This window comes from Flavobacterium aestivum, assembly GCF_026870175.2.
GTDB lineage: Bacteria > Bacteroidota > Bacteroidia > Flavobacteriales > Flavobacteriaceae > Flavobacterium > Flavobacterium aestivum.
In genome coordinates this window covers 507,200-532,584 of the sequence record NZ_CP113977.2, presented here as the reverse complement: position 1 = coordinate 532,584, position 25,385 = coordinate 507,200, and the positions used below count along the sequence as shown (strand labels likewise).

The following is a 25,385-nucleotide window of genomic DNA, read 5'->3' as shown; positions in this document are numbered from 1 at the left end:
TGCTGAAAAAATCTAATTTTTCGCTTTAAATTTAAAACAAGATTGCTGTAGATATCTAAATTGCAATACAATAGAATTTGTGTAAATCCGTGTAATTTGTGGCTAGAAAAATGGAGTTGAGGCAAAAAAAAGCATCAGTTGTAGAACTGATGCTTTTGATATAGATTGAAAAAATATTATTTTTTCTTTTTTGCAGGAGCTTTTGCTGCTTTTGCTGCTTCTTGAGCTGCTTTCATAGCCGCACGAGAGATCTTCACTTGACAAATTACTGTATTGTCTGGGTGCATAATTTTGAAGTTTGGCGTTGGCACTTTAGTAACATATAATTTGTTACCCATGTCAAGAGGCGTGATATCAGCTTCAACGAAATCTGGAAGATTTTTTGGTAAAGCTTTAACTTTTAATTTACGGTTGTTCATACGTAAATCTCCACCTGCCATAACTCCTTTTGAGTTACCAATGATTTTTACTGGAACTTCCATAGTGATTTCTTTGTCATCATGGATTTGAAAGAAGTCAATATGTAAAATTCTGTCAGATACCGGGTGAACTTGAATATCTTGTAAAACAGCATTGAATGATTTACCATTTCCAAGCTCAATCACAACTGTGTGCGCGTTTGGAGTGTAAACCAAGTTCTTGAAAGCTATAACTTCCGCTGAAAAATGAACTGTTTGATCTCCTCCGTATAATACGCAAGGAACCAATCCAGCATTACGTAAGGCTTTAGTAGCTACTTTGCCCACGCTTTCTCTTTCTGATCCTTTAATTGTAATCGATTTCATTGTAAATATTTATATAGTTATTAATTAAACTCTTTTTTAGGATGATTTGATTGTTGGATGATTTGATTGTTCGAACAAAACCCAAAAATCAATTCTTACATCAAAAACTTCCCACTAATTGAATTGTTGTGGTGAACCATGTGCATTACTTCGGCAAAAAGTGGTGCGCAACTTACTACTCTTATCTTATCAGATTGCCTTTTTAACGGAATAGAATCAGTTACAATTAGTTCTAATAATTTTGAATTTTCTATTTTTTCGTATGCAGCACCAGATAAAATGGCGTGAGTACAAATTGCTCTTACGCTTAAGGCACCTTTTTCGATCATTAAATCGGCAGCTTTTGCTAAAGTTCCTCCAGTATCAATCATATCATCTACCAAGATTACGTTTTTACCTTTTACTTCTCCAATAAGCTCCATTGTTTCGATAACGTTGGCTGCTTTTCTTTGTTTGTAACAGATTACAACTTCAGAATTTAGGAATTTAGAATAGGCGTATGCTCTTTTTGATCCTCCCATGTCTGGTGAAGCAATCATTAAATTGTCTAAACCTAAACTTTCTACATATGGTAAAAAGATAGTGGATGCAAAAAGATGATCTACAGGTTTCTCGAAGAATCCTTGTATTTGATCAGCATGCAAATCCATAGTCATTATTCTTGTTGCACCGGCTGCATCTAATAGATTTGCTACTAGTTTTGCTCCTATCGGCACTCTAGGTTTGTCTTTTCTGTCTTGTCTTGCCCAACCAAAATAAGGGATTACTGCTGTAATGTGTCTTGCTGAAGCACGTTTTGCAGCATCAATCATTAATAGTAATTCCATTAAATTATCTGCACTTGGAAAAGTAGAGCAAACAATAAAGACACGTAAACCTCTGATTGATTCTTCGTATGAAGGTTGAAATTCGCCATCGCTATAAGTTGATATGGTAACTTTTCCCATTGGGATACCATACTCTTTTGCGATTTTCTCTGCAAGATATTCACTTTTTGAACAAGCAAAAATTTTAGCTTCTGGTTCTAGGTGTGACATTTAATTTGTTGTTTTGTAGTTAGTTGTGTATTCTTTTTTTAACGAGGTGCAAATTTAGAAAATAAAATCAACTCTGAAAGGAAAATTTTAAGTATTTTTATTAGAATATTTAAAAATGTTTTCTACATTTGCACCGTGTTAAAGGAAAAGATAGCAATTAACATTTACTATCTCTTTATTGCGTTGAAATGACTGTCTGTCATTTCATGTCTGCTAAGCCCGGATGGCGGAATTGGTAGACGCGCTGGTCTCAAACACCTGTGGGAAACCGTGCCGGTTCGACTCCGGCTCCGGGTACTTAAAAAGTCTGTAATTGCTTGTTTTTCAAGAGTTACAGGCTTTTTTTTATTGAAGTTGCCCGACATTGGATCAATCCTAAAACCTGTGGAGGAGCAAAAATTAAGCATAAATATTGGTTAGCCTAAAAAGGAAAAATTCTATATTTCTCACGCCTCTAAATTGTGATCGAAAAGCTTTTATTTTAGCATTGAAAGATTTTGCAGAAGCGTTTGTAATTCTGTTATTAAAATAGTTCAAAATTGTTTAGCTAATTATTTCAATAAATTTTTGGGCAATAACTGAACAATCAAAATTTTCTTCTACATATTTTCGTATTTGCTCTCTATATAGATTGTTTTCACGAATTGCTTTTTCTGCATATTCTACAACTTCATCAACAGTATCGCATAAATATATCCAAGGAAGGTTCTTATCTAAGTTTGCAGAAGCCTCCTTTGAAATGACAATAGAAAGTCCAGCAGCCATAGCTTCTAATATAACTAAGGGGTGTGCTTCACCATCACTAAATAAAATTAAACAGGAATAATTTGTTAGATTTTTATGAACTGTAGCTCTATCCCATTCACCTAGATAGTTGATATGTTTATTGTCAACTTTAAACTTAAGAGAGTAGTCTGTTGGTCCAACAAAATCACAAACTATATTTCTTTTGCTTAAAATCTTTTTGGCGACTTCCGCTTGCCTTTTTCTTCCTTCAATTCTACCTAAACAAATTGCATTCTTCAATGAAGCTGTTTTTTTAAACAGAAATTGTTGAGTTTCTGTACCATTAGGAAGTACATCAATTATTCCCTTAAACCCATTTTTTGCAAATACATTTAATATATCTTCACTTAAAACGATCAATCGTTCACTTTCCATTAAAAATCTAAAGGTAGTCTCATAACCATTGCCCCATTTTTTAGGAAAAGCAGCATATCCATAATGACTGGTAACAACTAATTTAAAATTTAGATGAACGGAAAGGATGTTCCAAAATTCAGTCAAAGGATCAAAATGGACATGAACAATATCATAGTTCCAGGGTTTTGCCGCTAATGCAGGTTCCAAACCTCTTTGATTTAAAATATCTACTGTGTGTCCTAGTGCCTCGCAGTATGTTTTTTGATTCCAGATAAGCGTCTCAACAGCACCCCAACCATTTGATGGAATCGGCAGGATTCCTGGGCCAACAAGAAGTATTTTCATTTGAAAAATTATATTAAGTTTAAAAATAGGTATTGATGATTTTTAATGTAGAAATATTTTATCGACCATCTAACTTTAGTTCCAAGTTCTCTAACCAATTCTGAGATATTGACTCTTTCATCACTTAAATTGGGCTACTTTTATTTCGAGAGAGATTGTCAGTCTTTATATTCTGTTTAGTCAAAATGGAGAAAAATTTTCAATTTTAAATAGGATAATCAGCTTTAATATAGGTATTACTATGACCAGCGCTGTTTATGGTGTCAAATTTCTTAAACGGTATAGATTGATTTGTATCAGTTTTTAATATCAATTCAAAATTTTTAGCAAAAAAATAATTTTTATTAAAAGTCATTTCGTACAAAATAATATTTGAAAAACCATTCATGTTTATAAAATTCGTCCCGTCATCATGTCTCCCTATTACTGTTTTTTGTTTATTCAAATGATAGTAATAATCTCCCGCTTCCATCGTTTTAACTTTTTTCCTAAATAAGGTATAGGATAAAAAGCAATCAATTCTTTTACCTAAATTCCAGAAAAATGGCTTCAAATTGTCATCATAAAAAACTATAAAACGGGTTAAAACTGAATTATTTTTTCTATAGTCAAATTTATCAATATAGAAAACATCAGGTATTTTACCCCATTTCAGACTGTTATTAGCAAATATATTACGCTTGTAATCAATTAAATGATATAACATAAATTCAATTTTACCAGCATAAGAAAAGATGCCATTATCCCATTTTAATTTTCCAGATATTCCGTCAATAAGTAATAAATCAAAATGAGCATTTAAATTCCCAACATCTCCTTCCTTTACTATTATATGCTGAATACTTTCTATCTGACAATCTCTTTTGAAGATATCATGTATCTCAAGAAAACTATCCGAATTTTCAAAATTAGTTTCATCAAAGGCATAATTTTTTGGAGAGGCAAAAATCATTTTATAATCTTTACTTTTTATATATAAATTATTTACATACTCATTATTTTTATACAGCATACAACAGGCAGTGATATAAGCATGTCTAACACAGACAATATCATATTCCTCTAATAGTTCATCTGTCATAAATTCACGAATCCTCCCATAAATTACATCTATATCTGTAATACCCCAAAAATCATAATCTTTTAGATATTCAGAAAATATAACCCCAAAAGCAGGTCTAAAATCACAAAGTTTATAACCTTTTTTTACATCAATATCAAATCCGAGTTTTTTTGTCGCTAATTGATTAAAAACGTCCAATGAAAAAGGAATAATTTTAATATTGTTAGTAAGAGGATAATCTATAATAGCATCAGTAAAAATAAAAAAATCTATAGTTGGGTTGGTTTCACATGATTTTAAGAAGAGTTTAAAAAACCAAGGAAACTCTCCAATAAAAATATTAATTAAGCTTATTTTTTTCATAAAGTAAATTAAAAATGCTAATTATGAATAGGTAATAAAATATGCTACAATATTATCATCATTGTATTTTGAAAAAAAATATTTTATTTTCTCTTTTATGATAATTTTTTTAAGTGTTTTGTAACAACCATATATTGTATTTATTACCTTGGATGCACGTTTCTTGAAATCTTAGGAATAGAAAATCGTAGTTTTGTGGCATTGTTGGAGATACAGGTGTATTTCTTACATTAGAAGTCTTCATTGCAAGGTTACTGTTATCCCTTATTAATATGAATTCTTTTATTGATATTCATAAAATTGAATATCTTTCTTCTCTTTCACTAGTGTCAACCCATAAATTTCTAAATCTGAAATTAAATTTTTTTCAGAATCTTTTCTTAAAATAAAATCATAATTTCCCGTAAGATTCGTTTCGTCTTTGACAAATACTTTAAAATTACGGCTAATAGTATTTTTTAATGTTTCAATTTCTATATTTGCTAGCAAAAGATGTGTCATGTTAGCACCATCTTTTTTGTCTTTTTCATTTATTATTTCTTCCAGTTTACTTTTGTCTTTTACTCTTAAAATATAAGTATCAACATTTCGATTTACAATTTTTTCTTCAAGACTTAAAGCTTTTAAGAGGTTGTTCTTGATGTCTAATATACCCCCATTTTCTGATTTCAAATTTTTGTTTTTATACATAATGCTATACTTATTACTTTTTAGGTTTTCAGGTATAGCAATTAAAGAGTTAAATAAACCAGTCAGGTTAGAAAGAATAGTAGTTAAATCGTTATTTGTGTCAACATACAGTCCTTCATCTTTTAAAGAATTAAACTGAATAGTTGCTCCATTTATTTCGCCTTTTAGTAAAGAAAACGAATATTGAGTTGAATCATTTGTTGTATCCTTATATACATTATCAATTAAACTTTTAGTTGTACTTGAATGAGGGGAAGGCGGAAATAAGTCATCTGTATTATTATCTGTGATTTTTATTTCTTCGTTATTAATTAATTTTTTTAGAATCGTTTCATTTATCAAATCTGGGCCTCCAATCCATCTGATGATTCCTTTATTGTCTATTAAAATGGTTGACGGATAAGCAATCGAATTGCCATCATTTGCAAAATAATTTTTGTGTACTTCTCGCTTTTGGTCGCTTACAACTATAGACTTAAAGGGAATTCTTTTCAAAGTTCTCATCACTTTTTCTGGTTTCTCGTCAGTCATTGAAACAAAAACTAAATCTTTGTTTGATTTGAATTGCTCTTGCAATTGGTTGAGTTTGGGTACTTCTTGCAAACAAGTTGAACACCAAGTTGCCCAAAACTCTAGTAAGATGTAACTGTTTTTAAAATTTTTGTTTTCGGGAACATTTTCAATATAATCTGTCACAGTTAATTTTGGTGATGCATCTCCTACTTTTAATTTTATTTGTCCAAAACCTTCAAATGCAATAAGCAATGCAACTAATAAGATTTTTCTTCTCATTTAAATATTAGTTTTACTTTGTAAATTTTAGCAAAAAACATGGATTTTCCATTTTTATTAGAAATAATGAGAGAATTCATATTCTCTCATTACAACATAAGTGCTTAATTAGCAAGCGTAAACCGTATATCCACCACCACAAGTTGGTATCCCTGTCGAACTGACACAATCCCCACATTGCCCTGAGCTGTTGCAGCATTTCCATTTTTGCAAAGCTCCTCCATATCCACTTCCATGAATAGCTTTCATTTCTTTTCTAGAAAGCATACTTTTAGCATTTTTTAAACTCAATTTTTTCATGATTTAATGTTTTACAATTAATAATGTAGCAAATATCTTTCATTTTATTCTGTATTTATGATAATATATTATCTTTAATACGTACTATAATGCCTACAAATAAAACTCTATTCATTTACAGGTGAGCCACATGATAATCTAATTAATTTTTCGAAATACTACACAGTCCTATTTGTATCAAGTAAGTTCAAGTTATTATTAAAGAGTAAGGTGAAATAAAACAAGAGCTAATAAACAAATTAACTTGATAAGGATAGTTAGTTTTTTTTAATTAAGCATCTTACTGTAATTATATGCAATGCTCCCACTAAAAACTGAGACATAAATAATTACATCTCTTCAATTTAAGTTTCTAATTCCTAATAAAGATCTATTGTAATTTTTGAATCGTTTTTCAAAACGTAAATAGAACAGTCTCGAAACGTAGACGTATCACCATCTGGTTTAAAATTAGTACTGTTTCCTACGGGTTCTTTAGGTACTCCCAACCAACTGCTTTTTAGATCACAGTTATTATCCAAATCTTGAAAAAAGATAATGGCATAAGTTCCTCTTGGCAAATCAACTTGAAATTTCAAGATACCTTGATCAGCTTTTTGAACCATCATGACCTTGTTTTACAAACAAAACACCATTCTCTGTTATGGCTCATGCTACAAACTTAAGTATTTAATTACAAAGGTTTAGGATCTCTTTCAATTGAATAAAAAACCCTCAATATTTATTGAGGGTTTTATCATTTTAAACCAGAACTATTTTTTCCACAACTTTAGGGATTGATCCTGGATCAATCCTAAAACCTGTGGGATTGCAAAATTTTGCATAAGTATAAAATAGATCAATCCCAAAAGTAGGGATTCTGGTAAAAATCTTAATTTTTACTGAATACCCCTTTTACTTTTGGGATTGATCAACTTTTTTGGTTATTTTTTATTTGGTTAATTCGTCAATCTATTAAAGATTGATGTTTATCGTTTCTCCGTCTTTAACAACTTTATTGAATACTGTTTTCTTGCCATCAGATACTGTGATTTTTAGTTTTTTATCGGCTCTTTCAACAGTAATGTCAAAGTCACGTTCGAATGCATAGATATGACGCAATTTCATCATTGGCCAAGATTTAGGAAGGCGTGGTGTGAAACTGAAACTATGTAAACCTGTAGGGCGGATACCAAATAATCCTTCGGTAAAAATTCTGCAATACAAGCCACTTTCTGCCGAAAGGTGACGTTGATCTCCTTCTGGGTAAGCTTCTACTGGATAAGGAACATGGTCTCCCAATAAACGACGGTTTGAGTAATAATGTAAAAAATCTAATGCTTTGTCTGTTTCACCTGCGGCTAATACACCTCTTAATGCATATAAAGTTGATCGGTCCCAGAATATTTTATCACCTGCAACACTGGCAAGACCATCTTTTGTCCATAATCTTGGCGAAAATAATGCAGCTATAGTTCCTTCTTTTCTATCATAAATGCCCATTGTAAGTGGAGTGCATATCCATGCTCTTAGGATATCATTCTCTTTATAGTATTTGTAGGTTTCAAATCCTTCTACTTTAGTGCCAAAATATTTCTCAATAGCTATTTTTAATTTTTCAGCCTGAGATTTGTATGTTTTAAGTAGAGCTTCGTCTTTTCCTAATGCTTCACCTAAATAAACTGCTGAATTAAGTGCGTCATAGTATAAAGAAGAAGTATTAAGGTTGGCTTTTCCGGCAGGTAGACGCCCTTCCAGTTCATCTGAATCTGAAGTTACTACACCATCAGCGTTTATTTTTCTGTGGCAATATTCCAAACACCATTCAACCAATGGCCATAATTGTTTAGCTTCATTTTCACTTCCTTTTGAAAGTGAATAGCGAGCTGCACCATATGCTATCATGGCTGCATCTCCACGGTCACCGGCTCCATCCCAAATATCAATTCCTTCTGCAATGATTGAACTCGGAATTGGTTTGTATTCTTTGTTCATGAATCTTGCAAAATGAAGATAGGCATTTAATGATGCTTTGTCGCCATATTCATATCCTAAATAAGGGAAGAAAGGTCCTATGTATTCTGCTTGATCATTAGCCCATATGGCTGCGTAATAAGATTCTCCTCCTGGGCCGTGCATAGGACCACCTTTGGTTTCGAAAATACTTTCTGATGCTCTAATTTTAGCAAAGGCAAATTCTGTATTCAAAACTTGGTCTGGCGTTTCTAATACGAGTTTATCCCATACTTCATGGATGAATTTTATACGTTTATTTTTTTCTTCATCTATATTTACAACAGGCACTTGTTCATTTGTTTTAACGGCTGAGTAGAAAACAGAAAAACTAATTGTTTCATTTGCTTGAAGATTAAAATTACCTTGATTAATAAGGTCTACGTGCAAAGTATAGCTCCCTTCTGTTCCTTTTGATGGATCTGAAGTATAAATAGCATTTGATTTTGGAATTTCTACTGCGCAGGTTTTTCCAGAAATATTTTTAATGGTATAGATTTCGCAATAGCCAGGCAGTGTTGTTGATGGGAAGAATTGTCTGGTTAGTTCAAGATTGTTGCCGGCTTTACTCTTAACAAACAATGTTCCATTGAGAGTTAATGAAACTACTTTTTCTGCTGTGATAGGTTTGTAGTTTACTGTAACCAAATCAAAAGCATCTTGTGCGAATTGGCGTGTAAAACTTGCATGAGTGTTATTTGGTATTGTTCTAAGCATAGGCCAAACCAAACTACGCGTAGCCTGGAAAGAACCGTCTGCTGCTACACCGTATCGGAGTACACAGGAGATTTTTTTACCACTCATTTCGATATGATCGTCATGAGGAATGTTGTTTGATATTTGCCAAGAAATAGACCCGTCTTGGTCAATTTGCCAGCGACGGTCATCTTGTGAAAATGATTTACTCGTTATCAAACAAAAGGCAATAACGGCAAATAAAAAATGTTTTCGTTTTTTCATAAATGATTTGCTTATTAAATTTATTTTTAAGTTACTATTATCTAATATATCAGTAGCGTTTGGATGAGTTGTTTTTGAGATAAGTATTTTACTTATTCTGTTATTGCTTGCATGATGCATTTATTTTTTGTCCTGAACTTACCGGCACATCTACAAATGTAAATAAATTCCCGCTATTATCTTTCTCATGATTGGCAACAATTTTTTTATTATTTACAAATATAGCGTCATAATTTCCAGCAAACATGGCTCTCCATTGTACAGGAATGTTGCCTTTATTATGGAATGTTGTCTTTTGGTTTTCTTGTTTTACAAATAACGTCGTATTTAAAACTGGTAAATTGTCTACTTCGGATATTGCACCGCTTTTTCCGCGATATAAAGTAGTTATGGTTTTTTTTGTAGCATCAGGTTCTATTCCCATATAGCCATGTATTATACCTTCGATTACCCCATAAGAAACTTCAGGGTATTCTCTTCTTTTTGTAGTAGGGTCGGTAAGGTATAAAATATTGTCATAAGCCTTATCTCCATAGCCATGCTTGTATAGTAAAAAGGGAAGGTAGGATAAGCTTTCAATATTTGTTTTTTCTGAAATAATGTGGTCTATTGTTTTTTTAGTTCGGTTTGTATCTGTCAAAGCTTCAAACCATAATAAAAAGAGTTCTCCTCCGTCTTTACTGAATTTTCCGTCACTTGTGTAAATAACATTATAAGTTGAAGTTGTGTTGTCCCACCAAGTTTGTTCTATTTGTTGTTGGTATTTAGCTGCCTTTTTTTCAAAGTATTCTGCTTTTTGAAGGTCTCCTTTTAGTCTTAAAATAGATGAATAGGTTAGCAATCCACGGTAAATAGCAGCGACAAGATCAACACTCATTTTTAAGCCTGGTATTCCTTCTGAATATGATGCAAGTCCGCGGCATGTGTGAAAAGCGTCTTTTGTGTTAAACGGAACAGTGGCATTTGGAAATTCTGGTCTTGTTAATAATGAGTCTGTATCTAGTACCCAACGGTCTATATATTTGGTTGCGGATTTTTCAAAGAAATTTTCAAATTCTGGGTTTTTTATATAGGATTCGTCACCTGTCCATAAGTATAGTCTCCAACAAGCAAATATTACATCAAAATTACTATCCAGGTTGTACCAAAATTCTTTGTCATTTCTGTAATCTTCGGGTGCAGGCTTTCCGTATTTATTGATTTCCCAGTACGAACACCAATCTTTGTTTTCTGAAATGTTTTTAGCAAAAAGAGAAAGCATGTTTTTGTTTTCCTTGTTTAATCCGAGTATTTCTGCACCAATGCTTTGGTGTGATACATCACGCATACAAAAAGCAGCTCGAGCAGGAAGTGCTGCTTCGTACCACGGTCCAACAGGGTCATTTGAGTCTCCCTTGTAGCTTAAAGCCATACTCTTGGCTCGGTTAAAAGCCAGCTCCATTGCTGGGTCAGATGACTTGAAAGTTGTTGTTTTGTTTTGCCCGAACGTGTTAAAAAAGGAACAGCAACTTGCAACTATAATTATAAAACCATTTTTCATGTAATTGTTTTCTATTTAGATTGTTATTTTAAAATTAGGGTGTTGTGGTAAAGGATTTCATAAACTTGGTGATTAATGAGTCAAGTTTTGAATGTGTAAAGTTGTTTTAAGGTTATGATTAAAGCTTTAAAAAGCAAACCCACACAATTTTATATGGTGGGTTTGCGAACTCATCAGGTTTTTTATATATTAATTTTCGTTACTGATGATAAATTGGGGCAAAATGGGTTTCTAATTATAACCTGGATTTTGAACAAGACTTGTTCTGTTTATTTCATCTCTTGGAATAGGTAATAAATAATGTTGAGGTTTGAAAATTCGATCTTGAACTTTTGTGTAGGTGTAGGTTTTAGAGCCATCGCCATTTTTGGTGATAACTACTCCCATCAAAGGTTTGTTTTCGGTTACATCGGCAATTTTCCAACGACGAACATCATAATAACGGAATCCTTCCAGACATAATTCAACTTGTCTTTCGTTACGGATTTTGTTTTCTAAGGCTGTACCAGTTAGTCCTGCCAATGGAACAGTTATTCCTGCACGTTGTCTGATAGCATTTAAATATTGAATAGCTGTACCTTCGTTTCCTAATTTGAATTGTGCTTCAGCGTAATTAAGATAAATTTCGCCCAAACGAGAAATAATCCAAGCTTTGTTCGTTTGTGTTTCTGAATTAAAGTTATACGTAGTATCACAATATTTACGGAAGGTATAACGTGTTGCACTATTATTCCAAGTGTCCCATCCTTGAGGCGAGTCTAATCCGCCTTCATAAAATTCTGCTTTATTTGAATGACCAGCATCATAACGATCTTGGAAAAATTCGGGTTTACCATATGCACGTCCATCGTATACAATATTTTTGTAAAAACGAGGGTCTCTGTTTACATACGGTTTTTGTGGATCGTAACCTGATGTAGGATCTGTAATGTCTTTACCGTCTGCAGTTCCGTAGGCATCTATTAAACCTTGGCTTGGCGCAAATGAAGCCCATCCATGAAAACCACTTGGAGACAAGAAGGTTTCTACTCCATTATAAGCACTCCACTGTGGATCTTTACTGGATAAACGAGAGAAAATAATCTCTGAATTATTCGTTGTGAAAAGATCTGGATAGTTTTTGTCATAAAGCTGGTAGATATTTAAATCAATTACTGCTTTTGCAGCATCAGATGCTTTTTTCCATTTGTTTGTATCGTTAGATGAATTCCATTGTGGACTAGCGGCATATAGCAATATTCTTGATTTTATAGCAAGTGCTGCACCCTTTGTAACTCTTCCAAGACTAGAAGTCGTTAATGGTAATAAATCTGCAGCTTTGTCTAATTCGGCTGTTATAAAATCGACAGATTGGTCATAAGTACTACGGTCAACTTTAAAATCACTGTTCAAATTAAATGGCTCAGTAATAATTGGAACTCCTCCATAGTCATTTGTCAATTTAAAATAAGCATAAGCTCTTAAGAAAAGAACTTCTCCTTTCAATCTATTGCGCCAAGCTTCGTCTCCTGGAACTTTATCGATTTTAGATAAAAATATGTTGCAATTTTGAATAATCGAATAGGTAGGTTTCCATATGTCAAAAGTGTCTGCGTTATCTGGTGTTAGTGCGCCAGAATTGATTGTCGATGAGTTATAATCATCGAATTTATTATACGCTTCATCACAAGAAGTTGATAGAGCCCAACTACGATTGGTTCTGGTGTTCCAATTGTGTTGTGTTGTCGGTAATACTGTATATAGATTATTAGCGAAAGCTTCGGCTAATTTTAAATCATTCCATACAGTTTCATCTGTATAAGAATCCAATGGGACTTTGTCTAGGGGATCTTCATTACAAGAAATGAGAGATGTAATTGCTATAAAAACAGAGGCAAGAATGAATGCCTTGTTTTTTATATTTATTAGCTTAATGGTTTTATAATTTTTCATAGTAGTTGATATTTTTTGTTGTACTATTATAATTCAATACTTAAACCTATTCTGAAAATACGGGTTTGAGGATAAATAACACCTGTTTTGTTATTGGTTTCAGGATCTAGGTTGTATTTTTTCATATTATCGATAGAAAATAAGTTTGTTCCACCAGCATAAATCCTTGTATTTAATATTCCGTATTTTTTAAGTATATTTTCGGGTAAAACATATGATATTTCTAAAGATTTTAAGCGAAAGAATGATGCATCTCTAAGCCAAAAGTCTGCTTCAATATTGTTTCTTGTATCAGTATCATTGAATGCTACTGGATATGGAGCGTTAGGATTGTCTACAGTGTATCTTCCGTCATATAACCATGTAGGAGGGGCAACGATAGATCCTTGTGCTTGCGGTAGAATCATTTGTTTGGCTCTCGATTGTCCTGTCCATAGTAAATCTATAGATACTCCTTTGTATTCAGCTCTCATAGGAATACCATATGCGATTTTTGGTGTGGCAGATTGTGGAATTCTAACTTTATCATTAGAAGTGATGTTGCCATCATTGTCTATGTCTTTTACCCAAATATCTCCAGGTTTTGCTCCTGAAAAATGAGCTGAATTGTCAACCTCTGCTTGTGTGCGATAAATTCCGTTTGTTTGGTAAACTAACCATGAATCAATTGCTTTTCCGGTTGATTTTTGCCATTCTGGAATATTTGCTGCCTCATCACGGAAGAGTACTTCACTTTGAGCATAAGTAAGGTTGAAACCAACATTGTATTTGAATTCAGTTCTTGTTTCTGCATAATTTATAGACCAATCACAACCTCTGTTAACAGTTTCTCCAATATTTTCTTTTGGAAGAGCTAAACCAGTGTATAAAGGTACAGATGCATTTCTTGCAGTTAAAATATCAGATCTTCTATTACTGAAATAGTCAAAAGTAGCAGTCAATCGGTTATCTAAGAATCCAAAGTCAAGCCCAATATTTTTTGAATCTTGTACTTCCCAAGTAATATTAGGATTTGGAGAGGCAGAAAGGTAGATGCTATTATTTAATATGTAATCTGAGCCAAAATAAGTGTAATTCTGTTGGTTAGTTGTTAATTGGTATCTTGTTAAGAAAAGGTATTGGTTCGGATAAAATACTCCGTTAATCCATTCGCCTAAGTCATCATTACCCATTTTTCCCCAAGAAGCTCTTATTTTAAGTTGATCAATTCCTTTTACATTATTCTTAAAAAAGTTTTCTTCAGATATTTTCCAACCTGCAGATATTGCAGGAAACATACCCCAACGGGTAGAAGATGGGAAATTGAATGACCCATTGTAACGAGCAGAAATTTCAGCAAAATATTTATTGTCATAGTTATAAGCTACTCTTCCTAGATAGCTCTCTCTTCCGTCTTGGTATGCACTACCAGTTGCATTTTGTCCAACAGTGCTTCCTGTAAAAATTTGATCTAATTGGTCACTCAATAAATCTCTTCTATATGCATACGTTTCCGTTTTGTCTGTTGTAGTTTGTTCATATCCAACAAAAGCATTAAATCCGTGTTTATCGAATTTACGATCATATGCTAATTTTATGAAATAGGTATTTTGATTAGCGATTTGCTCATCTTGCGTAACACTTGTAATGCTAGTGCTGCTTTTTACATTGTTGTAACTGTCATTTGTTTTGTCATATGAATAAGCATCCCATGGTTTAGTGAATTTTTTTTGACTACGAACATTATAATCAAATGCTGCGTATCCATTTAAAGATAGTCCCTCAGTGATTTTTGGTAATTTTAGATCGAATCCTATCTTTGGATTTACGATAAGGTTAATAACTTTATCATAACCTGCTGCAGAGGATGACAGTAAGATAGGGTTTCTTCCGTTTGCAATTCCTGAAGAAGGATAACCATTTTTCCAATATGCTGGAATGAATGGATACATACTAACAGTTTCATGCATTATACTTTCAATTTTTGTTGTTGGGTATGTTCTGTCTTCTTTTCGAGTAGCAATATCCAAGTTAACTTTCAAGTTAGATGATATGTTAACATCAATATTAGATCTTAAGTTGAACTGTCTGTATCTTTCGTCACTTTCTCTAAGATTACTTTCTTGATTTAAATATTGTCCGGAAAAGAAATATTTAACTTGCTCAGTACCTCCATTTACAGATAGAGAAACATTAGATTGTGGAGCATCTTTTCTATAGGTTTCTTTAAGCCAATCTGTACTTGTGTAATTAGGGTCATTGCCAGCTTTGTATTTGTCTATTTCAGACTGTGCATAAGGAAGTGTTGTTCCTTTGTTTGCATTAAGTTCGTTGTAGTAAGTCATGTATTGCCAAGAATTAACTCTTTCGTCCATTCTGGTTAATTGTTGAATACCATATGATCCGTCAAGTTTGATGGTTGGTGCGCTAACTTTACCTCTTTTGGTAGTAACCAAGATTACCCCATTTGCAGATCTAACACCGTAAATTGCTGCAGATGCATCTTTTAAAACAGTAACTGACTCAATATCATCAGGGTTTATCCTGTTCAAATCACGATCAGGAATACCATCCACTACTACAAGAGGGCTAGTTCCTCCTCCAAATGAATTGAATCCTCTAATTAAAAGACTAGAGCTATCATCACCAGGTCTTCCTGAACGATTGTTGGCGATAACTCCTGACATACGTCCTGCGATTCCGTTTGAAACGTTTGCAGATGCGTTTTGTGTTAAGACACCTCCTTTAATAGATGCAATTGCTCCAGTTGTGGTTCCTTTTTTCTGAGTACCATATCCAACAACAACAACTTCGTTTAAGGTTTGGTTTTGTTCTTGCAACTGAATATTCATTGCATCAGAAGCAGCGAATTCTTTAGTTACATAACCAGTAAATGAAACAACTAGAATGCTATTTGAATCTGGTACTTCAATTGTAAAATTACCATCAAAGTCTGTAGTTACTCCATTTTTTGATCCTTTTACATGTATAGAAGCTCCAGGTAGTGGTTCACCTTTTGCGCCTGTTACTTTACCTTTAATTGGTTTTTGCTGTGTGGATAAAATATCAGTACTCTTTGTTTTTGTGAATTCTGTAATAGACAAATTTGTTCCTGTTCCATTGCTCCCTGTGGCTGGAGTGTTATTTAATCTCAAGAATAAGTTTGTGTCTTTTGATTCTGTAGCAGCCGAAACTTGTAATGTCATGGCTAATAGAAATCCAGATGTTAGTTTGGTAACCTTCCAGATTTCAGAAGTAAGCCAATCATTTGTAGGCTTGTCTTTGATTAATAGTTTCATGATTTTGTAATGGTTTTGGTTAGTAATGTACTCTCTCTCTAAGTTTATCTGATTTCACTTCTTAAATCTTCCATTTTGTGAAAACAAACAAAATGTATTTAACAGTCTGGAAGAAGAGATAAAGGTGAAATTCAAATGTATAAATGTTTCATACTCGTACACACCAGTACCTACCAGTTTTTATGTGATATATTTAAAAAATTAATGAAATTAAAATGAATATTAAAAAATAAGTGGATAATATATGAATATATGCGGGTAATTTAAGATAGTTTATAATGATAGGTTTTAGCGACTCTTTTATAGCCATAAAAAACAATTATATGTCTAATCGAAAAGAAAAAAATTGGCTTTATTTATTCGAATAGTTATATGAAGGTGTTAAAATGAGAATGTTGAAATTGCCTTATAATAATGACTTTTTTTGTCCTTATGATTTATGAATTTTGCAATTGGAGAAGTGAATCTTTTTTTCTTAAATGAATATAACGTAATACTAAGTTTAATTTCTTGTTATGTTCATTTGACTGGAAATAATTACTCTTAAAATCATCAAAAGTGGGTAATATAGTATCATAAATAAGATTGCTATAAAATCATCATTTATTTAGAATAATTTTGCTTTTAAGACCATACCAGTGTATGAATTGCGTTGAGGTGTAAGATTAAGTTTGTTTAAATATTGATCTATTTAATGGCGAATTAGATTTTTTGGTAATAAAACATTAGAATCTAAAAAAAAACACACTTTTATAAGTGTGTTAATCTTGAAATTGATTTTTTTATATATGTTTTTGAAATTCGTATAGTAAGAATTTATTTGTATTTATCTGATAATTAGCTATTTGTGTTTTTATAGCGAATTTCTAACAATCAAAGTACATTTGTTTTCTATTTGCTCCTTTTTTCCTTTTAAAATCATTTCTGCCAAAATTCTACCCATTGCTTCAAAATCGGTTGAAATGGTCGTGATACCGTTTCCTACAATTTTTTTGAGGAAAGTTTCATTGTATGAAATGATTCCAAAATCCTCACTCAATTTTAAATTCTGAAGTTTTGATTTTTCTATAATATCTACCAAGTCTCGATCATTTGGGATAATATATGTCTCTCCGTATTTGATTTCCCTGCCCTTAAACTTAGCTATTATTTCATATTCAAAAGAATAATCATTACAGAAATTCTCAAAACCCTTTTTCATTCCCACAGGCTCTCGGAAGCCAGGAAAGATTAAAATCAGTTTTTTGTATTTGTCCAAATGAGATTTTCCTTTTAGCAAGGCATCATAAATATCTTTCATGTGGTTTTGATATACAGCAGGATAGGATTCCAGTTCCGGATTGGTCTGGTCTAATATGAAAACCTCATTCACTGGTAGGGTTTTAATAACTGCTGCTGTATTGGGTAAATTCGTGGGCATTATTATATATTTAGTATAATTACCATTACTTTCAGTTATTAATTTTTGAAACATTTCATAATTAAAATGATGGAAAAAAATATCGACTTGAACATTCTCTCCAATGTTTTCTAAAAAGGAGTTATAAATGTCTTCCTTAAAAATATTTAACTCATCAAATAACAAGAAGATCCTATAATCGGCAAAACCAAAAATGCAAAAATTGCAAACAGGTTTGACCTCAAAAATACAAAAAGAAAGCTCTCAAATCGAGGATTAAAAGTACAAGAAGATTTTAGACCCGGACCACGAAGATTAAACCGTGATTGCGCTTCTAAACTCTGGAAAAAATTAGTAAAAAAATATTGGCTGGTATTGACCTTGATACATTACGCGAACTTTATGGACATACCTCAAAAATGATGACTATGCGTTATGCCAAAGTAGTAAAAGAAGTTTATCGTAAACAGATTTTGGAAAAAAGTCCAGATTTTTAATTTTATCCTTAACAAGGTAATATCAATGATTAATATTCTTCATCAAAGTCAAAAAATCATTTTGAAAATTGTTTCCTATAATAAAATTATCTACATTCACGTTTTCTTAGGAAAAAACTGTAATAAATACCACTCGTATTACAAAAGCAAAATCATCGTGATAAAATAATAGTTGATTTTTCTAGTAGCATTTAAAAGAATTTACTTTTCCATAGGCAATAAATTTTCCTAATTCTAGTCGATTTATTGATGATTATTGCGTAAATCATTTCGCTTGTTACTTCTGGATAGTAGCTTGATTTTTTTTATGTAATTTCCTAAAATCTGTCTGAATCTTATTAGTACATAATGCTTTGAATTTCAATAATTTCTCATATCAAACTTTTAAATAACTTAACAAAAAAAATGAAAAACAAATTACAAAGAATTGCAAAAGTGGCATTGTGCTGCTTTCTTCTTATTACATTGGGTTGCGAAAATGACAACCCATTGACTGCGGAAGATGCCAAAATGATTGAAGCAAAAAATTGGTTTAATCATTATGAATCTAATGGAATTAATTATGAATTATTTCAGAAAACACAATACGACTGGAATCAAGCAAAAATTACGAAGTCTCAAGATGGAACGGAAACTATTATTGTGCCTATTATTGAATTAAAACAAGATAAAAAAGAAATATGGGAACAGAAATTGTATCTTTATAAATTAGATACTGGTAATTACAAAGCACTCTTGTTTGAAATATATCCTGACAAGAATGCTGAAATAAGCAGTCAAACGATTGATGGAGGAGATTTTAATGGCTATATAACTACTTGGGACATAAAAACGGGGTTTGTAAGAGCTGCTAAATTTGTGGATAATCAGGTTGTAGAAAATGGAATTGCAAAACCACTTTCGATAGACAAAGTTACTGGTAAAGCACCGCCTGTCCTTCCCTGTCAAGATGGGGATTGCAATACTGGCGTCGGCGGCGGAAATCCAATTCCACTAAGACCAGTTATTATAACGGGTCCCAGTACTGGAACTCCGGTAGTATATATGCCGCGTAATCCTGTGACGGGCGGAACAAATACAGGTGGTTTTACTTCACCTAGCGGTGGCGGTGTCGGTGGCGGCGGTGTAACATTAATAATGCCTCCTCCACCAGAAATACCAATTTCTGATATTATAAAATTCTTAAGTTGCTTTAATAAATCTGCAAATGTAAATCTAACTGTTTATGCAGAAAATATGAATTTATCAAACAAAAATGTGGGACATGCATTTATTTCTATCTCACAAGGCAATAATACTATGGTTTTTGGGTATTATCCAAAAAATGGTGGAGGTCAAGCAATGACGGGGCCAGGTATAATGGGAGAAAATGGAGGACATCGTTATGATGTATCAGCCAACATGGGGCAAATTTCGCCACAAAAGTTGCAACAAATTATTACTTTATCAGAAAAATATCAGAATAGCTTTTACGATTTAGGTTTTAATAATTGTTCGGATTTTGCAACTCAAGTACTGAATATTGCAGGAGTTTCGTCATCAGGCTGGATTGATACTCCAAACACTGTTGCAGATATTTTAGCAACATTACCGAATCACACATCAAACTCAACTTACGCACCAAAAACACAAAGAACATGTCCTTAGTTATCAATATTTTAAAAATTGTATCAATAGTCACTTTTTTATTGATACCTGGATTGGACGAAAATACAGTTCCAAATTTTGCCTTTATAGCACTCTGTTTGTTTCAATCTTTTCATGATATATTTAATAATTCTATACATATATTTTGGGAAGGTCTTATTCTTATACCAATACTTACAGCTTTAGTTATTTTCTATAAAAGTAAAAACTATAAAATCTTGTTTATTTGTTTTTTAATTTTATTATTACCATTAACGTATGCAACTGGGCTAATAAAGAACTATGCCAGAATTGATTTTTGGTTTGTATTTACATATGGAACTTTTATAATAACATCAATAGCAGTGATACTATTAGCTCAAAAAAAGGATAATAGTGAAAAAATCGTCCAATAAGATTAGTTAAGAGAAAACACAAAAAAAACCGAAGCTCTCAATTTGAGAGCTTTTTTCATTAGTTTAAACAGGGTTTAAAACCTATTTAAATTTATAGTTTATCTTATGCAACATTATATCGGTATAACTGGCACTAAAATTAACCTGATTGTTTACTGTGCTTGTGGTTGAACCAGCAAAAGGATTATATAATGCTGGCTTGTTTACCATCCATTCACACAGCTCAATTATATGCGATTTATTAGATGTAAAGTATATATAATTCGTACCGTTTAACACATCAAGAACATCAAGATAGTCCTTTAATTTCCAATAATTCTTATACGTTCCAACCTCTGTACTTAAGTATGGTGGGTCAACTAAAAACACCACATTAGTATAGTCTTGGTACTTCGTGAACAATTCTTTGTAATCAAGGGATTCAATGACAACACCTTCTAAATAGTTTTCAGTATTATAATCACTCATTCTAACGCAATTATATAGCGTTTCCTTTTCCAGTTCTGCGTATGATTGCACATACTTCATACTAAATAGAACATTACTCGACAAAGTAATATAGTCAACATAGCCCGTTGTTTGTTCTTCCTGCAGTACTCTTTTGATAACCAAATCCCGTTCAGGTTCCACGATACGTTTATCTTTTGGACAGTTGGATACGATAGTCCTTATATCACTTATCAACCTATTGGTATGGCTGACATTGTCAAGACGCAACCTATAATTATCATAATCATTATACACCACTTTTGCTGATGGATAATGTTGCTTAACAGTGTGTGATAATAAGCCCGAACCGCCGAATAAATCGACGTATGTTGCATCATTTGGACAACCGCTTAATACTTTCTTAACTTGATTTAAAAACCGTCTCTTTTGCCCCATAAATGGTAGTGGCGCTTGTGTGAATTTTTTACTTTTTTGTGTCATTTTTTTAATTGAATATTTGCGTAATTGATTGTTTTACACTATCTTCATAGTATATTAGGAAGTGATTAATTACCTCTTTTTAGGTTAAAAGTTGCTGTTTCTTCTCTTAATAACCTATTAAGGTTTGTTCCTTTCCTCTACCTAAAATTTAATTTAATAATTAGCGACATTTATTCATGTTCGCTTTTTGATTGATGATTATTGATTGTATATTTGCATCTCTCAGGGTTAAAAAAACAAAACGCACTAAAGAGTCAGAAGACCTATGTCCTCCGACGACCTTTAGTGCGTCAAGTTTAAAATACCCTGAGAAAGTTTTTAAATGTCGGAGGACTATTTTTTACCCTCCTTTTGTATTGAATAATGATTTAAACCTATCTGGAAGTTTAAACTTTTTGGCTACCCAATTGAGTATAATAATTACTACAATCAGCAGGAATAACCAAACATAAAAGCCAAATTGAAAGCCTTTTACTTTAGCTACTTTCGCTTTCTTTGCCTTGCTTTTTTCGATCGCTTTTTTCTGTCCAACATCAACCTCAATTCTACCTTTTTCGACTTTAGATTCTTCCTTTTTTTCGATGGCTTTAGCCTCTTTGGTTTCAGTTTGGGTGTTGATTTCGCCTCCTTCTAAATAGATTTCTTCTTTCAAATTACCATCAACAAAATGTTTGTAATGAAATGGTATTCTATTCCCGGAACTATCCAGCTCCGAAACACTAGTTAAAACCAAATTACTATTGATGGCCAACTGATTTTTTTGCCAATCTAATTGATGCTTTACCGACTGCTGAAAGATAGAATCGAAATGCCTTTGCATTTCTTCGATTTCCTTTTGTCTCGAGGCTTCGACTGTAACCGTTTTGGTTTTACAACCTAAAACCAATAGTGATAAAGGTATGAGTATTGATAATTTCATATTTCTATTTAATAAATTTTACAATCGATTTAGACACCGCTTTAAGCGTGTCGGAATAATTTGGATCAGTGGCATAACCCGCTTTTGCAATTTCTTCAAAGAAGCTATTGTAGTCATGCTTTACGGTTAGAGCCTTTGCATATCTACTGTTTTTCAAAAAGAATTGCGCATGATCATTAAAGCATTCTTCAGGCGTTGGATACTTTCTAAAGTAATCCTTTACTACATACTTAAACATTTTGCGTCCCTTTCGCATTACTGGAGTAATCGATATAATTACCGGGAACTTCAAATCAGCTCTAGAACTGTACTCAGTAGTAGTTATTAACTGCTCATTACCGTTAATACCATCGGTATCTTTAACCCCAAAAAACATGTTTCCTGGTGCAACATCACCCCAAGCCGATTCAAGTGCCGCCTGTGTTAATGTTGCTACAGCTGAAATTCCTGTTTTAGCCTCCACTTTCTTTGCATGTGGCAGGTAATTATTTACAAATAGTTCTGGTTTCATATATTTTGATTGATTTTTACTTTACGCTTTCGTAATAAAATAGATCTTCTTTTGAGATGGCTGTTTCGCAGTGTTTTTCGCCTAGAATCTTATCTAGAAAAATACGCAGCTTAGTGTCTTTATCATACATAAAGAGCAATCCAGTAACTGCTGATATTGTTTGATACCACTTACCATATTTAATAAGTCCTGATACCTTGTACACATCGTTTAACATTTCACCCGCACCTGCATTTGCTAACCCGTCCAATATTAAATTTACACTTCTAAGTATTGGTGTGAATTGTTTAGAAAATGAGTAATCGAATTTCCAAATGTGTTTTGCTGATGTGTAAATCAGACCTAATGTAAACAGCAAAGGAAAAACCAGTATAGCTACGATAAACAGACCGATTTCTATAAATATTTTTTTCATTATTGTAAATTCATAATTATTAATTCTTTCACTGTCATTGGTTCACAGCCGTATACTTCTTTATCTAGAAGTGCCAATATATCGATACTTGCTTCTGCATTCAAAGCGCTTACAAATTCAGTCTTGATGCCAGTACGCAAATAAGCATTGTATTGATTGGTGTAGTGAGCATATAAAATTGCATACAATTGGGGATTCATAGCCTGTAAATAATCATCCGCACTAAAACGTTCCGATTTCAAAATCTGTCTTTGTTTTTGGGATGAAAAACCAACAACTGTTTCGTTACCATCACCCAAGAAAACAGGTTGCAAATCGAATGCATAAAGCTGTTTTTTCTTGGAGTAGGCTATTTCACCCGCCCAATCCATATAATGCACCGTTTTTTGAAGTCCTAAAAACACATTAGAATAAGCTTTTCCGTTGTGCTCATAGTTGCCAAAAACACGGCCATAAGTAATTCTAACTACTTCTTTCCCTTTTTTATCATAATATGATTTAGATACTTTTTGCCCTTTCATGTTATAAACGGGTTCCCTTTCTTGCAAAAAGGAAAGATTATCAAACGAGATGTCTGATAGGGTATTACCTAATGTTTGATATTGGTCCAAGTAATAATCTAATACTATTTTTGCGCTCATAATTATTGTTTTTTAAGTCGTTTCTACATACTTAATATTGGTGATGTCAAAACTTGTTATTCTGACTTGAATGTACATATCAACTTGTGCTTGAGTTACAAACTGCCGTTGTAACACACCATTTAAATACACAAACACTTCTCCAGAAACTCTTCTTATTTCACATTGTATTGGATAAATTCCTGATGTATAATTAGTAAAATCAACATACGCATTGTTCAGGTATGTCAGGAAATTAGGATTACCATAGTTGCTACCATAAACACCCGCACCATAAACAATACTTGAGTCACTGACTTTTATCAAACATAATCTATTATCAAAAGAGCCTACTGGAGATGAGGCAATTAAAGGTGATTTATCAATATAAAAAAGCATTTTAAAATTTTGTGCAGCAGGTATCAATTTTTGCCACTTACCAGTGCTTAAGTTATTGGCTACTTTTAAATGAGCCTCGCCTATCGTGTCTACATTTAAAGAGCCTGTTAAATTTGTCCAATCAGTAAGTATCGGTTTGTAAACCGTGCCCAATACGATTAACAATGCATTGTTAAAAGTAGCTGAGAGACCATTATTTAATGTAACATTAAAACGACCTTCAGCAGCACCTGTTGTCACATTTGCATGGACTTCATTGTCATTTATAAAAGTGGTGTAATTAACAGTTTGTCCATTAATAACCACGGTCATAGCAGGCGTAAAAAATGCGCCTTTAAGTATAAAATTTCCTGTAGTACTAGGCAAGTAGCTATCAGGTATCAGTTCATTCAAATATGGAGCTGGAGCAGTAGCAATTGTGTACATTTTCAAATTCCCATTCACATCAGTACCAAGAACTTTATTCGTCAGTATTTGTCCATCATTTCGAGTAGATGGGTAATTACTCAACTTTATATCTTTGCTCAAGAACTCCGTACTTTCAATAACATCCGCTGCAACAATTGCAGCTTGACCAACTCCAAAGCTTCGCCCTCGCAAAAGAAGTTTAAATACCCGCCCTGTATCGGTTGTTTTGTATTCTACAATTTCATTAGCTCCAACGACAAGTACAGGAGTTAAGGCATTTAAGTACGTTACAAATCCTGCCACATCTTGACTAGACAAAGCAGTCGATAGAATAGATTTAACTGTTGTTATAATATTCGTCAAACTTGAAAGTTTAGTAATTTCAGCCGCATTAATAAGTCGCTCACCCGCTGCTTTATCAACTTTGTTAGTTGAAAGGCTATCATACAAAGCTTTTAAACTTTTCCCCATTTCAGCCGTCAAAGCCTTTGTGGTTCCGCCCGTAGTCAAATCATTAACTAATATTGTACTGATTGAAGTTTGCACCGTTTTGATAGCGTCAACAAGTTCCTGAACTGTGTCAAGATTAATGTCATTTGAAGTTAGCAACGTATTGATAGCAGTGATTTGCGTTTTTAATGTTTTCACCGTTTCGGCACTCGCTAAGGAACTGGAACCTCCCGTGGTCAAATCATCAACAATGTCGAGATATTGGCTTGCTAATTTGATGTAATCGTTCAGTGGAGCATAACCACCAGCTACGCCTTTTTGAGATTTGTCTTCTTTGGCGTTAAACAAATCGGCATGAGCGCTTGTATCCGTTTTGTGTGCGTTAAACTGATCGTTTTCAGTCTTTGCATTCAAAACCTCTGTAAGCCCTGAGATCGAGCTTTGCGGTATTGGTTCGTTTTTATTATAAAAGCTACTCCAAGTCGCCCAAAATTGCGCTTGCGTAGGTTTCTTACTAGTCATAAACCAGTCGTATATTTGTGCTAGTGTTGCCATATTATTTTTAACAATTAATT

Annotated in this window: 21 protein-coding genes and 1 tRNA gene; 3 read left to right on the top strand and 19 right to left on the bottom strand. The window is 32.9% G+C overall.

What is annotated here, in order from left to right:
* Nucleotides 1-176 precede the first annotated feature (176 nt).
* Together OZP08_RS02470 and OZP08_RS02465 are read right to left on the bottom strand one after the other, a co-directional pair.
* Entirely contained in the window at nt 177-785 is a 609-nt protein-coding gene (locus tag OZP08_RS02470) for a 50S ribosomal protein L25/general stress protein Ctc (protein WP_268848179.1), read from the bottom strand.
* 95 nt (nt 786-880) lie between these two features.
* Entirely contained in the window at nt 881-1,822 is a 942-nt protein-coding gene (locus OZP08_RS02465) for a ribose-phosphate pyrophosphokinase (protein WP_268848178.1), read from the bottom strand.
* Between the two features lie 217 nt (nt 1,823-2,039).
* Here OZP08_RS02465 and OZP08_RS02460 point away from each other — a divergent pair.
* Nucleotides 2,040-2,119 (top strand) — tRNA-Leu (locus tag OZP08_RS02460).
* Between the two features lie 102 nt (nt 2,120-2,221).
* Here OZP08_RS02460 and OZP08_RS02455 read toward each other — a convergent pair.
* The 11 genes from OZP08_RS02455 to OZP08_RS02405 form a co-directional block, all read right to left on the bottom strand.
* On the bottom strand, nt 2,222-2,359 hold the full coding sequence (locus tag OZP08_RS02455; protein WP_268848177.1) for a transposase: 138 nt from the start codon (nt 2,357-2,359) through the stop codon (nt 2,222-2,224).
* A 6-nt stretch (nt 2,360-2,365) separates the two neighbouring features.
* Complete coding sequence (locus OZP08_RS02450) at nt 2,366-3,310, bottom strand: glycosyltransferase family 4 protein (protein WP_268848176.1); 945 nt, start codon at nt 3,308-3,310, stop codon at nt 2,366-2,368.
* Nucleotides 3,311-3,515: 205 nt separating this feature from the next.
* Nucleotides 3,516-4,736, bottom strand: coding sequence for a DUF6625 family protein (locus tag OZP08_RS02445; RefSeq protein WP_268848175.1), 1,221 nt, complete (start codon nt 4,734-4,736; stop codon nt 3,516-3,518).
* A 282-nt stretch (nt 4,737-5,018) separates the two neighbouring features.
* A complete protein-coding gene (locus tag OZP08_RS02440) occupies nt 5,019-6,218 on the bottom strand; it encodes a redoxin domain-containing protein (protein ID WP_268848174.1) in 1,200 nt (399 codons plus the stop codon).
* Nucleotides 6,219-6,326: 108 nt separating this feature from the next.
* Complete coding sequence (locus tag OZP08_RS02435) at nt 6,327-6,518, bottom strand: hypothetical protein (RefSeq protein WP_268848173.1); 192 nt, start codon at nt 6,516-6,518, stop codon at nt 6,327-6,329.
* 359 nt (nt 6,519-6,877) lie between these two features.
* Nucleotides 6,878-7,126, bottom strand: a complete 249-nt coding sequence (locus OZP08_RS02430; protein WP_268848172.1) for a DUF2141 domain-containing protein — start codon at nt 7,124-7,126, stop codon at nt 6,878-6,880.
* Nucleotides 7,127-7,472: 346 nt separating this feature from the next.
* On the bottom strand, nt 7,473-9,470 hold the full coding sequence (locus OZP08_RS02425) for a hypothetical protein (RefSeq protein ID WP_268848171.1): 1,998 nt from the start codon (nt 9,468-9,470) through the stop codon (nt 7,473-7,475).
* Nucleotides 9,471-9,570: 100 nt separating this feature from the next.
* A complete protein-coding gene (locus OZP08_RS02420) occupies nt 9,571-11,010 on the bottom strand; it encodes a hypothetical protein (protein WP_268848170.1) in 1,440 nt (479 codons plus the stop codon).
* 231 nt (nt 11,011-11,241) lie between these two features.
* Nucleotides 11,242-12,942, bottom strand: coding sequence for a RagB/SusD family nutrient uptake outer membrane protein (locus tag OZP08_RS02415; RefSeq protein WP_268848169.1), 1,701 nt, complete (start codon nt 12,940-12,942; stop codon nt 11,242-11,244).
* Nucleotides 12,943-12,968: 26 nt separating this feature from the next.
* A complete protein-coding gene (locus OZP08_RS02410) occupies nt 12,969-16,220 on the bottom strand; it encodes a SusC/RagA family TonB-linked outer membrane protein (RefSeq protein WP_281322896.1) in 3,252 nt (1,083 codons plus the stop codon).
* Between the two features lie 853 nt (nt 16,221-17,073).
* Nucleotides 17,074-17,640, bottom strand: a complete 567-nt coding sequence (locus OZP08_RS02405; RefSeq protein ID WP_281322895.1) for a substrate-binding domain-containing protein — start codon at nt 17,638-17,640, stop codon at nt 17,074-17,076.
* Nucleotides 17,641-18,521: 881 nt separating this feature from the next.
* On the opposite strand from OZP08_RS02405, the gene OZP08_RS02400 reads away from it, so the two are divergent.
* Nucleotides 18,522-19,763 (top strand): hypothetical protein, encoded by a 1,242-nt coding sequence (locus OZP08_RS02400; protein ID WP_281322894.1) that lies wholly within the window; start codon nt 18,522-18,524, stop codon nt 19,761-19,763.
* Nucleotides 19,754-20,158, top strand: coding sequence for a hypothetical protein (locus OZP08_RS02395; protein ID WP_268848163.1), 405 nt, complete (start codon nt 19,754-19,756; stop codon nt 20,156-20,158). Before OZP08_RS02400 ends, OZP08_RS02395 begins: the two co-directional genes overlap by 10 nt.
* Before the next feature lie 81 nt (nt 20,159-20,239).
* Here OZP08_RS02395 and OZP08_RS02390 read toward each other — a convergent pair whose 3' ends face one another.
* The 6 genes from OZP08_RS02390 to OZP08_RS02365 all read right to left on the bottom strand — a co-directional run bounded on the left by OZP08_RS02390 (nt 20,240) and on the right by OZP08_RS02365 (nt 25,365).
* Nucleotides 20,240-21,088 (bottom strand): DNA adenine methylase, encoded by an 849-nt coding sequence (locus OZP08_RS02390; protein ID WP_281322893.1) that lies wholly within the window; start codon nt 21,086-21,088, stop codon nt 20,240-20,242.
* Nucleotides 21,089-21,428: 340 nt separating this feature from the next.
* Nucleotides 21,429-22,007, bottom strand: a complete 579-nt coding sequence (locus OZP08_RS02385; protein WP_268848160.1) for a hypothetical protein — start codon at nt 22,005-22,007, stop codon at nt 21,429-21,431.
* Between the two features lie 4 nt (nt 22,008-22,011).
* Nucleotides 22,012-22,518: a glycoside hydrolase family 73 protein gene (locus OZP08_RS02380; RefSeq protein ID WP_268848159.1), complete on the bottom strand. Its 507-nt coding sequence runs from the start codon at nt 22,516-22,518 to the stop codon at nt 22,012-22,014.
* A gap of 16 nt (nt 22,519-22,534) precedes the next feature.
* On the bottom strand, nt 22,535-22,933 hold the full coding sequence (locus OZP08_RS02375) for an ATP synthase subunit B family protein (RefSeq protein WP_268848158.1): 399 nt from the start codon (nt 22,931-22,933) through the stop codon (nt 22,535-22,537).
* Nucleotides 22,933-23,574 carry a hypothetical protein gene (locus tag OZP08_RS02370; protein WP_268848157.1) on the bottom strand — a complete coding sequence of 214 codons (642 nt, stop codon included), beginning with the start codon at nt 23,572-23,574 and terminating at the stop codon, nt 22,933-22,935. The genes OZP08_RS02375 and OZP08_RS02370 overlap by 1 nt, the downstream gene beginning before the upstream one ends.
* Before the next feature lie 12 nt (nt 23,575-23,586).
* Complete coding sequence (locus tag OZP08_RS02365) at nt 23,587-25,365, bottom strand: hypothetical protein (protein WP_281322892.1); 1,779 nt, start codon at nt 25,363-25,365, stop codon at nt 23,587-23,589.
* Nucleotides 25,366-25,385: the final 20 nt, after the last annotated feature.

Excerpts from the sequence above, each read along its gene's own strand:
- OZP08_RS02470 (WP_268848179.1), bottom strand. The coding sequence starts at position 785 with ATGAAATCGATTACAATTAAAGGATCAGAAAGAGAAAGCGTGGGCAAA.
- OZP08_RS02465 (WP_268848178.1), bottom strand. The coding sequence starts at position 1,822 with ATGTCACACCTAGAACCAGAAGCTAAAATTTTTGCTTGTTCAAAAAGT.
- OZP08_RS02450 (WP_268848176.1), bottom strand. The coding sequence starts at position 3,310 with ATGAAAATACTTCTTGTTGGCCCAGGAATCCTGCCGATTCCATCAAAT.
- OZP08_RS02445 (WP_268848175.1), bottom strand. The coding sequence starts at position 4,736 with ATGAAAAAAATAAGCTTAATTAATATTTTTATTGGAGAGTTTCCTTGG.
- OZP08_RS02440 (WP_268848174.1), bottom strand. The coding sequence starts at position 6,218 with ATGAGAAGAAAAATCTTATTAGTTGCATTGCTTATTGCATTTGAAGGT.
- OZP08_RS02435 (WP_268848173.1), bottom strand. The coding sequence starts at position 6,518 with ATGAAAAAATTGAGTTTAAAAAATGCTAAAAGTATGCTTTCTAGAAAA.
- OZP08_RS02430 (WP_268848172.1), bottom strand. The coding sequence starts at position 7,126 with ATGATGGTTCAAAAAGCTGATCAAGGTATCTTGAAATTTCAAGTTGAT.
- OZP08_RS02425 (WP_268848171.1), bottom strand. The coding sequence starts at position 9,470 with ATGAAAAAACGAAAACATTTTTTATTTGCCGTTATTGCCTTTTGTTTG.
- OZP08_RS02420 (WP_268848170.1), bottom strand. The coding sequence starts at position 11,010 with ATGAAAAATGGTTTTATAATTATAGTTGCAAGTTGCTGTTCCTTTTTT.
- OZP08_RS02415 (WP_268848169.1), bottom strand. The coding sequence starts at position 12,942 with ATGAAAAATTATAAAACCATTAAGCTAATAAATATAAAAAACAAGGCA.
- OZP08_RS02410 (WP_281322896.1), bottom strand. The coding sequence starts at position 16,220 with ATGAAACTATTAATCAAAGACAAGCCTACAAATGATTGGCTTACTTCT.
- OZP08_RS02405 (WP_281322895.1), bottom strand. The coding sequence starts at position 17,640 with ATGCCCACGAATTTACCCAATACAGCAGCAGTTATTAAAACCCTACCA.
- OZP08_RS02400 (WP_281322894.1), top strand. The coding sequence starts at position 18,522 with ATGAAAAACAAATTACAAAGAATTGCAAAAGTGGCATTGTGCTGCTTT.
- OZP08_RS02395 (WP_268848163.1), top strand. The coding sequence starts at position 19,754 with ATGTCCTTAGTTATCAATATTTTAAAAATTGTATCAATAGTCACTTTT.
- OZP08_RS02390 (WP_281322893.1), bottom strand. The coding sequence starts at position 21,088 with ATGACACAAAAAAGTAAAAAATTCACACAAGCGCCACTACCATTTATG.
- OZP08_RS02385 (WP_268848160.1), bottom strand. The coding sequence starts at position 22,007 with ATGAAATTATCAATACTCATACCTTTATCACTATTGGTTTTAGGTTGT.
- OZP08_RS02380 (WP_268848159.1), bottom strand. The coding sequence starts at position 22,518 with ATGAAACCAGAACTATTTGTAAATAATTACCTGCCACATGCAAAGAAA.
- OZP08_RS02375 (WP_268848158.1), bottom strand. The coding sequence starts at position 22,933 with ATGAAAAAAATATTTATAGAAATCGGTCTGTTTATCGTAGCTATACTG.
- OZP08_RS02370 (WP_268848157.1), bottom strand. The coding sequence starts at position 23,574 with ATGAGCGCAAAAATAGTATTAGATTATTACTTGGACCAATATCAAACA.
- OZP08_RS02365 (WP_281322892.1), bottom strand. The coding sequence starts at position 25,365 with ATGGCAACACTAGCACAAATATACGACTGGTTTATGACTAGTAAGAAA.